This is a genomic window from Lactovum odontotermitis, assembly GCF_054658595.1.
This window is the reverse complement of sequence record NZ_BAAGGQ010000008.1, coordinates 52,728-66,804: the sequence shown is the minus strand read 5'-3', so window position 1 is coordinate 66,804 and position 14,077 is coordinate 52,728. Positions and strand designations below refer to the sequence as shown.

At 49.1% G+C, this 14,077-nt stretch carries 11 protein-coding genes; 6 read left to right on the top strand and 5 right to left on the bottom strand.

Annotation, left to right across the window (positions count from 1 at the left end; all coding sequences use genetic code 11):
- Window positions 1–46 precede the first annotated feature (46 nt).
- Window positions 47–535: a hypothetical protein gene (locus ACYQ2E_RS06040; protein WP_460017173.1), complete on the top strand. Its 489-nt coding sequence runs from the start codon at window positions 47–49 to the stop codon at window positions 533–535.
- A gap of 109 nt (window positions 536–644) precedes the next feature.
- On the opposite strand, the gene ACYQ2E_RS06035 is transcribed toward ACYQ2E_RS06040, so the two are convergent.
- On the bottom strand, window positions 645–2,903 hold the full coding sequence (locus tag ACYQ2E_RS06035; RefSeq protein ID WP_460017172.1) for a heavy metal translocating P-type ATPase: 2,259 nt from the start codon (window positions 2,901–2,903) through the stop codon (window positions 645–647).
- Window positions 2,904–2,924: 21 nt separating this feature from the next.
- Window positions 2,925–3,254, bottom strand: coding sequence for an ArsR/SmtB family transcription factor (locus ACYQ2E_RS06030; RefSeq protein WP_460017171.1), 330 nt, complete (start codon window positions 3,252–3,254; stop codon window positions 2,925–2,927).
- A gap of 144 nt (window positions 3,255–3,398) precedes the next feature.
- Here ACYQ2E_RS06030 and glpK point away from each other — a divergent pair, with 144 nt between their 5' ends.
- A complete protein-coding gene (gene glpK, locus ACYQ2E_RS06025) occupies window positions 3,399–4,895 on the top strand; it encodes a glycerol kinase GlpK (RefSeq protein ID WP_460017170.1) in 1,497 nt (498 codons plus the stop codon).
- A gap of 65 nt (window positions 4,896–4,960) precedes the next feature.
- Here the strand turns inward: glpK and ACYQ2E_RS06020 are convergent, their stop codons facing one another.
- Genes ACYQ2E_RS06020 through ACYQ2E_RS06010 form a run of 3 tightly spaced genes read right to left on the bottom strand, consistent with a single transcriptional unit; the run spans window position 4,961 to window position 8,572 of the window.
- The gene (locus ACYQ2E_RS06020) at window positions 4,961–6,871 is read right to left on the bottom strand and encodes a PTS fructose transporter subunit IIABC (protein WP_460017169.1); all 1,911 of its coding nucleotides are present in this window, start codon (window positions 6,869–6,871) and stop codon (window positions 4,961–4,963) included.
- Between the two features lie 60 nt (window positions 6,872–6,931).
- Window positions 6,932–7,855: a 1-phosphofructokinase gene (pfkB, locus tag ACYQ2E_RS06015; protein ID WP_460017168.1), complete on the bottom strand. Its 924-nt coding sequence runs from the start codon at window positions 7,853–7,855 to the stop codon at window positions 6,932–6,934.
- A 15-nt stretch (window positions 7,856–7,870) separates the two neighbouring features.
- The gene (locus tag ACYQ2E_RS06010; RefSeq protein ID WP_460017167.1) at window positions 7,871–8,572 is read right to left on the bottom strand and encodes a DeoR/GlpR family DNA-binding transcription regulator; all 702 of its coding nucleotides are present in this window, start codon (window positions 8,570–8,572) and stop codon (window positions 7,871–7,873) included.
- Window positions 8,573–9,049: 477 nt separating this feature from the next.
- Between ACYQ2E_RS06010 and nrdD the strand changes: the two genes are divergently transcribed.
- The 4 genes from nrdD (at window position 9,050) to nrdG (ending at window position 14,036) form a co-directional block, all read left to right on the top strand.
- The gene (nrdD, locus tag ACYQ2E_RS06005; protein WP_460017166.1) at window positions 9,050–11,293 is read left to right on the top strand and encodes an anaerobic ribonucleoside-triphosphate reductase; all 2,244 of its coding nucleotides are present in this window, start codon (window positions 9,050–9,052) and stop codon (window positions 11,291–11,293) included.
- 21 nt (window positions 11,294–11,314) lie between these two features.
- Window positions 11,315–12,289, top strand: coding sequence for an NAD-dependent epimerase/dehydratase family protein (locus tag ACYQ2E_RS06000; RefSeq protein WP_460017165.1), 975 nt, complete (start codon window positions 11,315–11,317; stop codon window positions 12,287–12,289).
- Window positions 12,290–12,341: 52 nt separating this feature from the next.
- Window positions 12,342–13,322 (top strand): D-2-hydroxyacid dehydrogenase, encoded by a 981-nt coding sequence (locus tag ACYQ2E_RS05995; RefSeq protein ID WP_460017164.1) that lies wholly within the window; start codon window positions 12,342–12,344, stop codon window positions 13,320–13,322.
- A gap of 114 nt (window positions 13,323–13,436) precedes the next feature.
- Window positions 13,437–14,036 carry an anaerobic ribonucleoside-triphosphate reductase activating protein gene (gene nrdG, locus ACYQ2E_RS05990; protein ID WP_460017199.1) on the top strand — a complete coding sequence of 200 codons (600 nt, stop codon included), beginning with the start codon at window positions 13,437–13,439 and terminating at the stop codon, window positions 14,034–14,036.
- Window positions 14,037–14,077: the final 41 nt, after the last annotated feature.

Here is a 14,077-nt window from a genome sequence, read left to right as displayed (position 1 = left end):
AAATCTATATGGAGTATGTGGAATGGAAGCGAGAGGAGAACATAAAATGAAAACTTATTTTGTAACAGGAGCAGTTGATGTCGTCTGGGGAGGAGCGGTACAATTCGGCTCAAATAACCCCTACTTTCAGGCTGCGGTAGACAAACTGGACAATCCGGAGTTCATCAGTTTAGGGAATTTGGAAAAGCGTCTAGTTGGAGCAGATTTATCAGATAATCAGGTTTATATTGATGAGAAGTTTCCCGCGTTGAAGGAGACACTCAAGTCGGACTTCCCTGCACTAAGAGTTGAAATCTTTGAAGCAGCTGAAAAGGTGCCTAATGTGCCAATTTTGACTAGTAACCCAATGATTAAATTTTTAGAAGCGATTATCGTCCTCCTGTTTTTTCTGTTAGCTCTGTTTGCGTTTTTAAGCTTAACTCACAATGTTCTTTGGGGATTTTTTGGAGCGATTATCATCGCAGCTTTGATGATTTTAGTCTTTGCTTCATATCCGAAATTGTTGAAAAGGCAACTAAAGAAATATCAAGAATAATATATCCTGCTAAGCAAATTTTTATCTAGTGAAGTTCCGTAAAAACCGTGTAGGGCGCAACCTAAGCTTAGGTTGCGCCCTACACGGTTTTTACGGAACAGAATGGCCTTTATTTGACTCTGTCTTTCATCACCAGCAAACGCAGCGCATTCAGCGTGACCAGAATTGCCATTCCCGTGTCGCTCATGACAGCCAGCCAAATCGGCATTGTCCCGCCGAAAATGAAGACCAGCACCAGCAGCTTGACAACGAGAGAAAGACTGACATTCTGCTTGATAACTCGCACCGTCTGCTTGCTCAGATTAAAGAAGAAGCCCAGCTTGTGCAGATTGTCCGACATCAGGACGACATCGGCAGTTTCCATGGCCGTATCCGTTCCTGCGCCGCCCATCGCGATGCCTAAATCGCTTGTCGCAAGCGCCGGGGCATCATTGATGCCGTCACCAACCATTGCCACACGGTAATTTTTCTGCAGTGCTTTGATTTTTTCGGCTTTGTCTTCAGGCATCAGCTCCGCTGCGACTTCGGTTAAGCCGGCAGACTGAGCGATATTTTGAGCGACAATCTGATTATCGCCAGTCAGCATCACAAGCTTGCTGATTCCGGCATTTTCGAGCTGCGACATCGTCTGGGCAGTTGTCTCTCGAATGGTGTCTTGAACCAGCAAAACGCCGAACGGCCGACCTTCTTTACCAACAAAAATAACAGTATTTCCCAGTGCCTCTTTTTCCTTTTTCAGCATCAGCAGGTCGTTATTTAGGGAAAATAGCAGAGCAGAGCCTACAGCATAGTCCTCCCCAGAAAGCTTACCAATAACACCTTTTCCCGGAATATTTTTTTCTTCGCCGATGTCTAAAAACTCAGTGTTAGAGTTTTTGGCATAGTCAACGATAGCTCTGGCAATCGGGTGAGTTGAATTTTTCTCCAGACTAGCGGCAATAGCAAGAGCTCCGGATTCATCGCCGTTCAACGCGATAAACTCAGTTACAATGGGTATTCCGCACGTAATGGTGCCTGTCTTATCAAATGCGACAGCGGACACCTTCGCAGCCTTTTCAATAAAGCTCCCGCCCTTGATTAACACGCCGTTTTTGGCCGCATTTCCAATGGCGGAAACGATAGAAACAGGCGTAGAAATGACCAGAGCACAGGGACAAGCCACAATCAGCAATTCCAGCCCTTTGAAAATGGACAAATGCCAGTCAGTGCCCAAAAACAGCACCGGCACAATCATCATCAAGAGCGCCGCTGCAAAGACAACCGGCGTATAAATACGCGCAAATTTGTCAATGAAAGCCTCACTCGGCGCCTTGTCTTCCTGGGCTTTCTCTACCATTTTGATTATCTTTGACATGGTAGACTCGCTAGAAAGCTTTGTGACAGACATTTCAATCGTTCCTGTCTCATTCAGACTTCCGGCAAAAACTTCGTCTCCGCTCTGCTTCAGGACAGAGACGGATTCTCCGGTAATTGCGGCTTGATTGACTTCTGTCAGCCCTCTGGAAACTCTGCCGTCAAGCGGAATCTTTTCTCCGGCTCTGACTAAAACTGTACTTCCGACGGTGATTTGTTCAATTTCCTGCTCAAGCCACTTGCCATCAGCGGCTTTGACACTGGCAGTTTTCGGCGTGAGCTGCATCAGCACTTTGACACTTTGACGTGTTTTGTCTACAGCTTTGGCCTGAAGATGGACACCGATGAAGAATAAGTACAAAATCGTTGCGCCCTCAAGCCAGTCGCCTATTGCTGCTGCTCCAAGAGAAGCTGCAGTCATCAGAACATACATGTCCAGAGACCGTGCTCTCAAGCCATACCAGGCACTGCGGAAAGTCTTTACGCCAGCGATTGCCATTGTTAGGGCAAAGAAAATATTGGCTGAAAGATTTTGTCGAAATAAAAACTCGAATCCAAGGCCGATTATGAACAAAATAGTTGACAGTGTCACGAGTTTTGTCTGAGAAAAATACTGCTGCGTCGCTTCGTTTGAAGCCGGCATGCCGTCAAGCGCTGCAGAGTAGCCGAGCTGCTTGACCTTTTTCAGAATATCATGCCTGGCGATTTTGTCCGAATCCGCAGTGGCAATCATCTTTCCAGTAGAAAAGTTTACTTGGACATTGCCGACGCCGGGAAGCGCGAGAACGCCTTTTTGAATTGTCTGAGCACAGGAACCGCAGTCCATTCCGCTTACGGTGTAGGTGTAGGAGCCGGCGGGTTCGCCGCCATCATCATCATCATCTTCACAGCAGTCGTCATCATGCGCTTGCTGAGCATCAGCCCCCGCACATTCTGGACAGTTGCAACTTTTTGTATGAGTTTGGCAGCAGTCATCGTGACAAACTTCTTTTTTCTTCGTAAATAATTTCAGCATTTTTATACTCTTTCTAAATAATTAATTAACATGCGAAACACACTCGACATCCTCGGCTTGCGACCATTCCATGGAAAGAATAGTTTCATCAATCACATCAAGAAGGTGCAGCAGCGGTTCGTTGGATAAAGAATAATAAACAAACTTTCCCGATTGACAGCTCGTGATGAGGCCGCATTCCTTTAAACAAGCGAGATGCTGGGAAAGGTTTGACTGTGTGCAGCAGCCCTCTAGGATGGACAATAAGTCAGTGACAGATTTTTCCCCAGTCTTCAACGCCTCGAGAACATCCAGCCTGATTTCATTTGACAGCCCGTGAATGAGCTTCAATCGTTTTTGTGCCTGATTCATGATATCTTCCTTTCAAATCAGTTTTCACTAATATGATAACACTCTCTTTTAGATTAGTCAATATTAATGCAGAAATTATTTTCTGCTAATGAGTGCTTTTTGCTCAATTTGATGATAAGATGTAGCTAAAGGAGTTAAGTCATTATGAATACAGCAGAATATATCATGGCCATTGACCAGGGGACAACCAGCTCCCGCGCGATTATTTTCGACAAACAGGGCCGTCATGTCGGAAGTTCACAAAAAGAATTTCCGCAGTATTTTCCGGAAGACGGCTGGGTGGAGCACGATGCGGATGAAATCTGGAATTCTGTCCAGTCTGTCATTGCCGATGCTTTCATTGAGTCGGACATTAAGCCGAATCAAATCGCAGGAATCGGGATTACGAATCAGCGCGAGACGACGATTATCTGGGAAAAGTCGACGGGGCATCCGATTTATCATGCGGTGGTCTGGCAGTCCCGCCAGTCGGCAGATATTGCGGATAGTCTGAAAAAATCCGGTTATGGTGAGATGATTCACGAGAAGACTGGGCTTATCATTGATTCTTATTTTTCAGCGACAAAAATCCGCTGGATACTGGACCATGTCGAAGGCGCGCAGGCGCGTGCAGAAAGGGGTGAACTGCTCTTCGGCACCATCGACAGCTGGCTGCTCTGGAAATTGACGGCAGGCGCAGTCCACGTAACGGATTACTCAAATGCCAGCCGTACCATGCTTTATAACATTCGTGAGCTGAGCTGGGACAAGGAAATCCTGGAACTTCTGAACATTCCTGAGGCTATTTTGCCGAAAGTTGTGTCGAATTCTGAGATTTACGGCGTGACTAAGAGTTATCACTTTTTCGGCTGCGAAGTGCCTATCTCTGGCATGGCTGGTGACCAGCAGGCGGCTTTGTTCGGCCAGATGGCCTTTGAGCCGGGGATGATTAAAAATACTTATGGCACAGGCTCATTTATTGTGATGAATACGGGCGAAAAGCCTCAAATGTCAAAAAATAATCTGCTGACGACGATTGGTTATGGTATCAACGGGAAGGTCCATTATGCGCTGGAAGGCAGCATTTTTGTGGCTGGCTCGTCTATCCAGTGGCTGCGCGACGGTTTGAAGCTGATACAAAAGGCCAGTGATTCTGAGGCAGCGGCCGCTCATTCTGGCAGTCAGGATGAGGTTTATGTGGTCCCTGCTTTTGTAGGGCTTGGTGCTCCCTACTGGGACCAAAATGCCCGCGGAGCCATTTTCGGCCTAACCCGCGGAACGACCAGGGAAGACTTGATTAAAGCGACTTTGCAAAGTATTGCCTACCAAGTCCGTGATGTGGTTAACACGATGCAGGAGGACACGGGCATTGATATTCCTGTGCTCAAGGTCGACGGCGGCGCGGCGAATAATGACTATCTTATGCAGTTTCAGGCGGATATATTGAATATTCCGGTGCAGAGAGCGAGCGACTTGGAAACAACCGCCCTCGGGGCAGCTTTCTTGGCTGGTCTAGCCGTTGGTTTCTGGAAAGATTTGAATGAGCTCAAGGCTTCGTATGAAGCAGGTAAAGTTTTCCAGGTTCAGATGACTGAAGTGCGGCGTGAGGCGCTGTATAAGGGCTGGAAGAAGGCTGTGGCGGCAGCGCAGGCTTTTGAGTGATGAGATTAAAAAATCCGAATAGTCAATTCATTCGGATTTTTTATTGTTATATTTTGATTAGATTGTCAGGCTTTGTTTCTTTTTAGAGCGCCGAACAGCACACCGCTGACTAAGGCCCCGATAACGATGATAAGCAGGTAAAGCAGAGGATTATTCGTCAGCGCCAGCACGAAGATACCACCGTGAGGGGCCAGCAGCTTGATATTGGCCAGGCCTGTCAATGCGCCTGAGACTGCGGCGCCAATCATGAAACTTGGGATTGCGCGGGCCGGGTCTGCTGCGGCGAAGGGGATTGAGCCTTCGGTGATGAATGAAAATCCCATGACAATATTGGTGATTCCTGAGTTGCGCTCTTCTTTGCTGAACTTGTTTTTGAACAAAAGTACGGCAATTGTAGTGGCAAGTGGCGGAACCATGCCTCCGGCCATGACGGAAGCCATGACGACGGAACCGCCGTGTGTGACAGTTTCGGCCAGTGTTCCGGTGGCAAAAATGTAGGCAGCTTTATTGATTGGGCCGCCAAGGTCAATGGCCATCATACCTCCGGCTACCATTCCGAGCAGCAGTGCGGATGAGCCGGACAGACCGTTCAGGAATCCTGAAAGTCCTTCGTTGATGGCGCCCATGGGAATATTGATGAAGAGCATCAAAAGGCCTGTGAAGAATGTGCCTAATACGGGATAAATCAGAATTGCCTTAATACCGTCCAGTGAGCGCGGCAGATTCTGGAAGATTTTACGCAGCAGGAGTATGACGCCGCCGGCGATAAATCCGCCCACCAGTGCACCCAGAAAGCCTGAGGGAATCATTTTGGCAGGGTCTAAATTGCCGAAAGCAAGGCCTGAAGCCGCCATTGAGCCGGCCACAAATCCAGCCACTAGACCGGGTTTATCGGCAATTGAATTGGCAATGAAGCCTGCTAAAACCGGCAGCATAAAGGCAAAAGCTGCGCCGCCGACATTTTTGAAATAGGCTGCAATTGGATGATAAACGCCGAGATTGGCCAGCTGGCTGTGGGGGACGCCCATTGTCTGGTCAATCAGGAAGGCCAGTGCAATGAGGATTCCGCCGCCGACAACAAAGGGCAGCATGGCGGAAACTCCGCCCATTAGGTGCTTATAGAAGGCTTTGCCAAGTCCGCCGGTAGTTTCTTCTTCCTGAGCTGCCTCAGTGCCGCTGCCCTCATAAATCCCAGCTTCGCCGTTCAGAATCGTCTGAATCAGTCCTTCAGGATTGCGGATGCCTTCTGAAACGGGCTTGTTAATCAGTGCTTTTCCTGAGAAACGGTTCATTCCGATATTTTTATCTGCGGCAATGATGACGCCGTCTGCTTTGGAAATGTCTGCGGCGCTCAGTTTATTGTCCACGCCTTTGGCGCCGTTTGTTTCGACTTTTATGGCGACGCCCAGCTCTGCAGCGGCTTTTTTCAGTGCTTCCTCGGCCATATAGGTGTGGGCAATGCCTGTTGTGCAGGCGGTGACGGCCACGATGAATTTGTCTGACTTGACGGGAGCAGCGCTTTCTTCGATTTTTTGTGAGAAGAGGGCCTGGACTTCGTCTGGGCTTTGAGCGCTCAGCAGTTTCTCTTTAAATCCGTTCTGCAGCAGGTATTTTGACAGGCCTGCCAAGGCTTCAAGGTGCGTGTCGTTGGCGCCTTCTGGCGCTGCAATCATGAAGAAGAGCTGGACAGGCTGTCCGTCAAGCGCGTCATAATCCACGCCTGTGGCAGATTTTGCGAAAAGAACGACAGCCTCTTTGACGGCTGAATCTTTTGCGTGTGGCATGGCGATGCCGTCTCCTAGCCCGGTTGAAGTCTGTGTCTCGCGTTTTAGAATGTCTGTCTTGAAACTGTCGAAGTTGTCGACAAATCCTGCTGAGACAAGTTTGTTAATCATTTCATCAATTGCGGCTTCTTTTGTCGAAGCCTGCAAATCAAGAATCATGACTTCTTTTTTCAGTAATTCGTTAATTTTCATAAATTATTACCTCCTTAATAAATTTTAATTGAGTTCAGCACGCCTCAAAACAGGCGTGCTTCACAGCTTAATTTTTTCTATTTTTATTTGCTGGTAGCATTTTTGCAGGAAGTTTGTGGACGGCATGTCTTCTGAGAAGACTTTGGCGGTGCCGCAGGCTACTCCTTGTTTGAATGCGGCTAGCGGATTTTTTGATTTGTCCCATTCTGCGATAAATCCTGCGACGGTGGCGTCGCCGGCGCCGACTGAATTTTTTATGATGCCTTTGACGGGCGGAGCAAAGTAGACGCTGTCTTCGGCTGTGAAGAGGAGCGCGCCTTCGCCGGCCATTGATACCATGACATTCTGGGCACCCATTTCCTGCATTTTCTTTCCGTAGGGGACGATGTCCTCTTTACTGGCAAACTTGACCGAAAAAACGGCTTCGAGCTCTTCTTTGTTCGGTTTGATGACGATGGGGTTTTGGCGGAGCGTCTCTAGCAGTTTCTGGCCGTCGATGTCGATGGCGAATTCTGCGCCTTTTTGCCGGACGATGCTGATTAGGCGGGCGTAGAAGTCCTCTCCGAGCGACTCCGGGGCTGTGCCTGCAAAGACAACGATGTCGCCCGGCTTCAAGTGGTTGAAGTTTTGGATGAAATTCTCGATATCGTCTTCGGTCAGGTTCGGGCTCACGGCGTCTAGACTGGTTTCGGAGCTGTCGGTTTTCACTTTGACGTTGATTCTTGTTTCTGTCAGCGTCATGGTGAAAGCGGTTTTAATCCCTGCCCGGGTCAGTTCGTCACGGATAAATTTTCCTGAAAAGCCGCCGATAAAGCCGAGGGCTGTGTTTTCCACGCCCATCGTCGACAGCATGCGACTTTCCATGATGCCTTTTCCGCCGGGGGCCAGGCGGGTGGTGCGGGTTCGGTTCACTGCACCGGGCTCTAAGCGGTCGTAGGTCATAAAGTAATCCAGGGCGGGGCTTAGGGTCACTGTGTAAATCATGTCAGTTGTCCTTTCTTAATCGTGTTCGGGCTTAGACAGCCAGCCATTTTCTGTCAAAATTTGTGCCTCGCTTGGTTCGGCAAAGCGGCAGAAACTGGTTTGTGAAAGCTTGCTGCTGTCAATCAGAATGTAACTTTCGTCTGATTGGCGGATTGCCTGCGCTTTTACAGCGGCCTCCTCACTGTCCGGCGTCATAGCGCCAATGTTCTGATTATAGGCATTGGCGCCTAGGAAAGCACTATTGAAACGGTAACTAGAGAGTTGCGTCAGTGTTCTGGCGCCTGTGACAGAATCAGTTGTCTTTTTTATCAAGCCGCCTAATATGTAGACGCTCAGATGCTCTGCAATCAGGTTTGACGCGTGTGTGACGGAATTCGTCACGATGGTGAGATGCAGCGTTGACTGCTTCAGCAGGGGAATCATTGCCCCAGTCGTCGTGCCGGCATCTAAGTAGATAGTGTCTCCTTCCTCAATGTTTTTCATTGCGAGCTGCGCGATTTCATTTTTCTCTTGAACGTTTTTGGAAGATTTTTCAATCATTGACAGTTCGCTCATTAAATCCTGCGGAAGTTCAGCGCCGCCGTGAATTCGGCGCAGAAGTTTTTTGGCTTCTAATTCGTTTAAGTCACGGCGAATCGTTGAGACAGAGGAGTCTGTGATTTCCTGAAGCTCTTCTAAAGTCACCCGCCGCTGCTGATGAAGTTTTTCCAATATCATCTGTTTTCTGCTGTTGGCTAAAATTTTTCTTACCTCCTGAAACGCTTACAGTTTTATTATACATCAATTTCCTTCAAAGTCAATCAAAAACTTTCATAAACAAAAAGTCCAATTCACAATCTAACTTTTTACGAGACACTGCGTCTAAAACAAATAAATCTGGATGAGTGAATATGGGCTGATTTCTGCGTGGTAAAATACTTATACTCAGTAAATACACATTGATTCTAGGGACTGGACAATCCGACTTTCTAAACCGTGATAAGTTTTAGAATTACCATATACCAATGTCTTTTATGACAGATTTGAACTTGGAGCCTTACAGCGGCTTTAAACCTAGTTTTTCTATATTTAGTGCTAAAATATGTGAAATTCACAAAAACTCACTAAATATGGTAGATTTTTTCAGGCTCTTGTGGTAGAATTATTGCAACGTAACATTGGTGAAGGTGGCCAATCTAAGAAATGGAGTTAATCATGAAAGTTTTAGAAAAAGTTTCAATAATCAGCAGGCCTGAGATTCAGGTCGTCAAACGTGACGGCCGCAGCGTCAAATTCGATGCGACGAAAATTTACGATGCACTGATGAAAGCAGCCGACGAAGTCGGGTTAACTTCAGAGGACGCCGTGTCCAAAATCACGGATAAAGTCGTCGATGAAATTTTTGCACGCTTTCATGAGGACGTCAAGATTTATGAGATTCAGTCGATTGTCGAGCAAGAACTCCTGGAATCCGGCGAGACTGATTTGGCCAGAGTCTACATCAGTTACCGCACCGCACGTGATTTGGAGCGCTCAAAAGCTACGGACATCAATTATACCATCGGAAAGCTGATTAACCGCGACGCCACCGTTGTCAACGAGAATGCCAACAAGGACAGCAACGTTTTCAATACCCAGCGCGATTTGACGGCGGGAGCCGTTGCCAAAGCCATCGGCCTGAAAATGCTGCCGCCGCACGTCGCAAACGCCCACCAGAAAGGCGACATTCACTTCCACGACCTCGACTACTCGCCATTTACGACCATGTCGAACTGCTGCCTGATTGACTTTAAAAACATGTTTGAAAATGGTTTCAAGCTGGGAAATGCCCAGGTGGACTCACCGAAATCCATCCAGACTGCGACCGCCCAGGCTTCACAAATCATCGCCAACGTTGCCAGCTCTCAGTACGGAGGCTGTTCCTTCGACCGCGCAGACGAAGTCCTGGCCCCCTATGCGAAACTAAACTACCAGAAACACATGCGCGACGCCGAAAAATGGGTGGACACCTCTGAAAAGCGTGAGGCTTACGCCAAAGCCAAGACTTCCAAAGACATTTATGACGCCATGCAGTCACTGGAGTATGAAATCAACACCCTGTTCACGTCAAACGGCCAGACGCCTTTTGTGACGGTCGGTTTCGGCCTCGGCGAAGACTGGTATGCGCGTGAAATCCAGAAAGCCATTCTCAAAGTGCGTATCGGCGGACTCGGCTCAGAGCACCGCACAGCCATCTTCCCCAAGCTGATTTTCACGTTGAAGCGCGGACTGAATCTGGAAGTCGGCACAGCGAATTACGATATTAAACAAATGGCACTCGAATGTGCAACAAAGCGCATGTATCCGGATATTTTGAGTTACGACAAAATCGTTGAATTGACCGGTTCATTCAAGGCCAGCATGGGCTGCCGCTCCTTCCTGCACAGCTGGAAAGATGCCAACGGCAATGAAGTCACCGCTGGGCGCAACAATCTCGGCGTTGTCACCGTCAATCTGCCCCGTATCGCACTTGAAGCGGCCGGCGACAAAGACAAATTCTGGCAGATTTTCAATGAGCGCATGGACATTGCCCATGACGCGCTGGCCTACCGGATTGAGCGAGTAAAAGAAGCCAGCCCGAGAAATGCGCCGATTATGTTCCAGGAAGGCGCGCTCGGCCGACTCGACCCAGACGGCAATGTCGATGACCTCTACAAGAACGGCCGTGCCACAATCAGCCTCGGCTACATCGGTCTCTACGAAGTCGCGACGACATTTTACGGCCCGACCTGGGAGCATAACAAAGAAGCCAAAGATTTCACCATCGAAATCGTCAAGCGCATGCACGAAGACTGCGACGCCTGGAGCGAGGAGAGCGGCTATCATTACAGCGTCTACAGCACACCGAGTGAAAGCCTGACCGACCGTTTCTGCCGCATGGACAAAGAAAAATTTGGCTCCGTGCCGAATATCACCGATAAAGATTACTATACCAACAGCTTCCACTATGACATCCGCAAGAACCCGACGCCATTTGAGAAACTCGATTTTGAAAAAGACTATCCGGTTTATGCCAACGGCGGCTTTATCCACTACTGCGAATACCCGATGATTCAGCAGAATCCGAAAGCTCTAGAAGCAGTCTGGGACTATGCCTACGACCGTGTCGGCTACCTCGGCACCAATGCGCCGATTGACCACTGCTACAAGTGCGGCTTCGAAGGCGACTTCACGCCAACCGAGCGCGGTTTCAAATGCCCGCAGTGCGGCAACGCCGACCCCAAGACCTGTGACGTCGTCAAACGTACCTGCGGCTACCTCGGCAACCCGCAAGCCCGTCCAATGGTACACGGCCGCCATGTAGAGATTTCATCGCGTGTAAAGCACATGGAAGGCTCCGTGGGGCAGCTGTCAAACGGCAGTAACATCGACTCAGAAGAAATTGATGAGGCGAAATCTAAGTATTATATTGAAAAATAGGCCAGGACAGGAGTTTTAACTATGAAAGCTTTAGTCACGGGTGGGAATGGGTTTGTCGCCACGCATTTGATTTCTCAGCTGCTAGAAAAGGACGCGAACGTTTCAGCCACCGTGCGCTCTGACCGTTCGGAGAAAGAGTTACTGGGACTTTTTCCACAGATTCAAGTTTTTCGTGCAGATTTGACGCATGCAGACGGCTGGAAAGAAGCAGTTAGCGGGCAGGACGTGATTTTCCACGTGGCAAGCCCGCTCGGCGGCGAAAATCCGAACGACCCGGTACTCATAGACGAAGCAGTCTCAGGTGTCGAAAATGTCCTTCTGGCTGCTGCACACGCAGGTGTTAAGCGCATTGTTATGACCTCTTCACAAGCAGCTTCAACACCTCCGGCTGCCACTGCTGGTGAAATTACTGACGATTTCTGGTCAGACGAAAAAAATCCCGAGCTCAATGCCTATCGCCTGTCGAAACTTTTTGCCGAGCGAAAAGCCTGGGAACTCGCAGAAAAACACGGCTTAGCGCTCACAACAATCTTGCCTGGCGCCGTATTTGGCCCTGTTTTAACCAATCATCTTTCGTCAAACGGCCTAATTGCTCAGATGATGAACGGCAGTCCGTCGCCGAAAATCTCGCTGGAAATCACAGACGTCCGCGACGCAGCCGCGCTGCACATCTTGGCTTTTGAAAATCCGGCAGCCGCAGTTGGACAGCGCTTCATTGCCAAAAACAACGACCTCACCTTTCTGGAAGTTGCAGAAATTCTGAAAAAAGCCTATCCCGAAAACAGCAAAATCAAAACCCAGGAAGTCCCCAATTTCGTCCTAAAACTCCTGAGCCATTTCCGTCATGACCTGCGTGCGCTGACGCCGATGCTAGGCCGTAAATACACGCACAGCAACGAAATGGCTAAAAAGCTTCTCGGCTGGCAGCCCCGGCCGTCAGAAGAAACCATCTGCGACGCGGCGCAAAGTTTGATTGACAAAGGTCTGGTAAAATAATGAACGACAAAAGTCTGCCCCAACTGGCAGACTCTAGTTTTTAGGAGAAAATATGTCCATAAAAACTCTAATATTAGCCAATTCCCTGCTGACGCCAGCATTTAAGCAGGTAATCGAAGCGATTTTTCCGCAGAACCCGGCTTACAGTTTTCAGTTGAAAGCTGAAGCAGAGCTGACCGCAGCGGATTTTGCGGAAACAGAAGTCTTAGTTGGAAATCCATCAACGGCCGACCTGATGAAATTCAAAAACCTGAAATGGCTGCAGCTTTTCTCAGCCGGAACGAACGGCTATACCGAAGGTAAGCCATTTCCAGAGCACGCCATGCTGACCAATGCGACAGGCACCTATGGTGTGTCCATTTCCGAGCACATGCTGACCATGTCGCTTGTTCTCATGCGCCGCTTCAATATTTATGCAGCCCAGCAGGAACAGGAAATCTGGAAAAATGCCGGTGAAATCCAGTCTATCTACGGCTCCACCGTTTTGGTACATGGTCTGGGCGATATTGGCGGGAACTTTGCCAAAAGAGTTAAGGCGCTCGGCGCCCATGTGATTGCGGTTAAGCGAACCGTCTACGGCGATGAAGAGTTTGCGGACGAAGTCTATCCGGAGAGCGAGCTGGACAAAGTGCTGCCGAGGGCCGACATCATTGCAACGAGCGTTCCAGGTACCAAGGCGACCTATAAAATTTTTGATGCGGCCAAATTTGCACGGATGAAGCCGAGCGCTGTTTTCATCAACGTCGGACGCGGAACAACAGCAGACCTGGACGCACTTTGCGACGCACTAGAGTCCGGGAAACTAGGGGCAGCGGGACTTGATGTGACAGACCCCGAGCCATTACCGCCAGGCCACCGCGCCTGGCACACGCCGAATCTCCTTATCACGCCCCATTCTGCGGGTGGGTATACCCTCCCCGACTGCCGGCATCGCTTCGCAGAGATTTTACAGGAGAATCTGGAGAATTACAAGGCTGGCAAAGCTTTACGAAACCTAGTAGATATGCAGACAGGATATAAAAAGAAGATGTGAAGCAGGCCCTCTTTGAAACGTAGAAATTTAGGGAAATTGGGTTCTGGCGCAAGCCAGGTTCCAATTTCATCTAATTTCCTAGTTTCAGGCCTGCTGAACTCAGTTAGGAAAAAGATGAACGACCCGAAACCAGGCGAGTGGAAGTCCGAGGAACTAAGCCAGGGCTACATCGCCGATTACAAGCCCTTCAACTTCGTCGACGGCGAGGGCGTGCGCTGTTCACTCTACGTCAGCGGCTGCCTTTTTCACTGCGAGGGCTGCTACAATCAGGCCACGTGGGGCTTTCGTTATGGCGTGCCATACACGCAGGAACTGGAAGCGCGCATCATGGCGGACTTGGCGCAACCTTATGTGCAAGGCCTGACCTTGCTGGGCGGCGAGCCCTTTTTAAACACTGGCACGCTGCTACCGCTGCTCAAGCGGATTCGCCGAGAGTTACCAGGAAAAGACATCTGGTCATGGACCGGATACAGCTGGGAAGAATTGATGCTCGAAACAAAAGACAAGCTCGAGCTGCTTGATTACGTGGACATCCTCGTTGACGGCAGATTTGAGCTGGCCAAGAAAAACCTCAACCTGCAGTTCCGCGGTTCCAGCAATCAGCGCATTATCGATGTGAAAAAGTCCCTCGCCAGCGAGAAAGTTGTCATCTGGGAGAAACTGAACGACCCAGAAACAGCGACGGAGCAGATTCACAAGGAAAAATTGATTTAAAGAACAAAATCGGCCGATGCCGATTTTTTTACACTCTAATG

Coding starts and splice junctions, on each gene's coding strand:
- ACYQ2E_RS06035 (WP_460017172.1), bottom strand. CDS start 2,903: ATGCTGAAATTATTTACGAAGAAAAAAGAAGTTTGTCACGATGACTGC.
- glpK (WP_460017170.1), top strand. CDS start 3,399: ATGAATACAGCAGAATATATCATGGCCATTGACCAGGGGACAACCAGC.
- nrdG (WP_460017199.1), top strand. CDS start 13,437: ATGAACGACCCGAAACCAGGCGAGTGGAAGTCCGAGGAACTAAGCCAG.
- ACYQ2E_RS06000 (WP_460017165.1), top strand. CDS start 11,315: ATGAAAGCTTTAGTCACGGGTGGGAATGGGTTTGTCGCCACGCATTTG.
- ACYQ2E_RS06010 (WP_460017167.1), bottom strand. CDS start 8,572: ATGATATTGGAAAAACTTCATCAGCAGCGGCGGGTGACTTTAGAAGAG.
- nrdD (WP_460017166.1), top strand. CDS start 9,050: ATGAAAGTTTTAGAAAAAGTTTCAATAATCAGCAGGCCTGAGATTCAG.
- ACYQ2E_RS06020 (WP_460017169.1), bottom strand. CDS start 6,871: ATGAAAATTAACGAATTACTGAAAAAAGAAGTCATGATTCTTGATTTG.
- ACYQ2E_RS06040 (WP_460017173.1), top strand. CDS start 47: ATGAAAACTTATTTTGTAACAGGAGCAGTTGATGTCGTCTGGGGAGGA.
- ACYQ2E_RS06030 (WP_460017171.1), bottom strand. CDS start 3,254: ATGAATCAGGCACAAAAACGATTGAAGCTCATTCACGGGCTGTCAAAT.
- pfkB (WP_460017168.1), bottom strand. CDS start 7,855: ATGATTTACACAGTGACCCTAAGCCCCGCCCTGGATTACTTTATGACC.
- ACYQ2E_RS05995 (WP_460017164.1), top strand. CDS start 12,342: ATGTCCATAAAAACTCTAATATTAGCCAATTCCCTGCTGACGCCAGCA.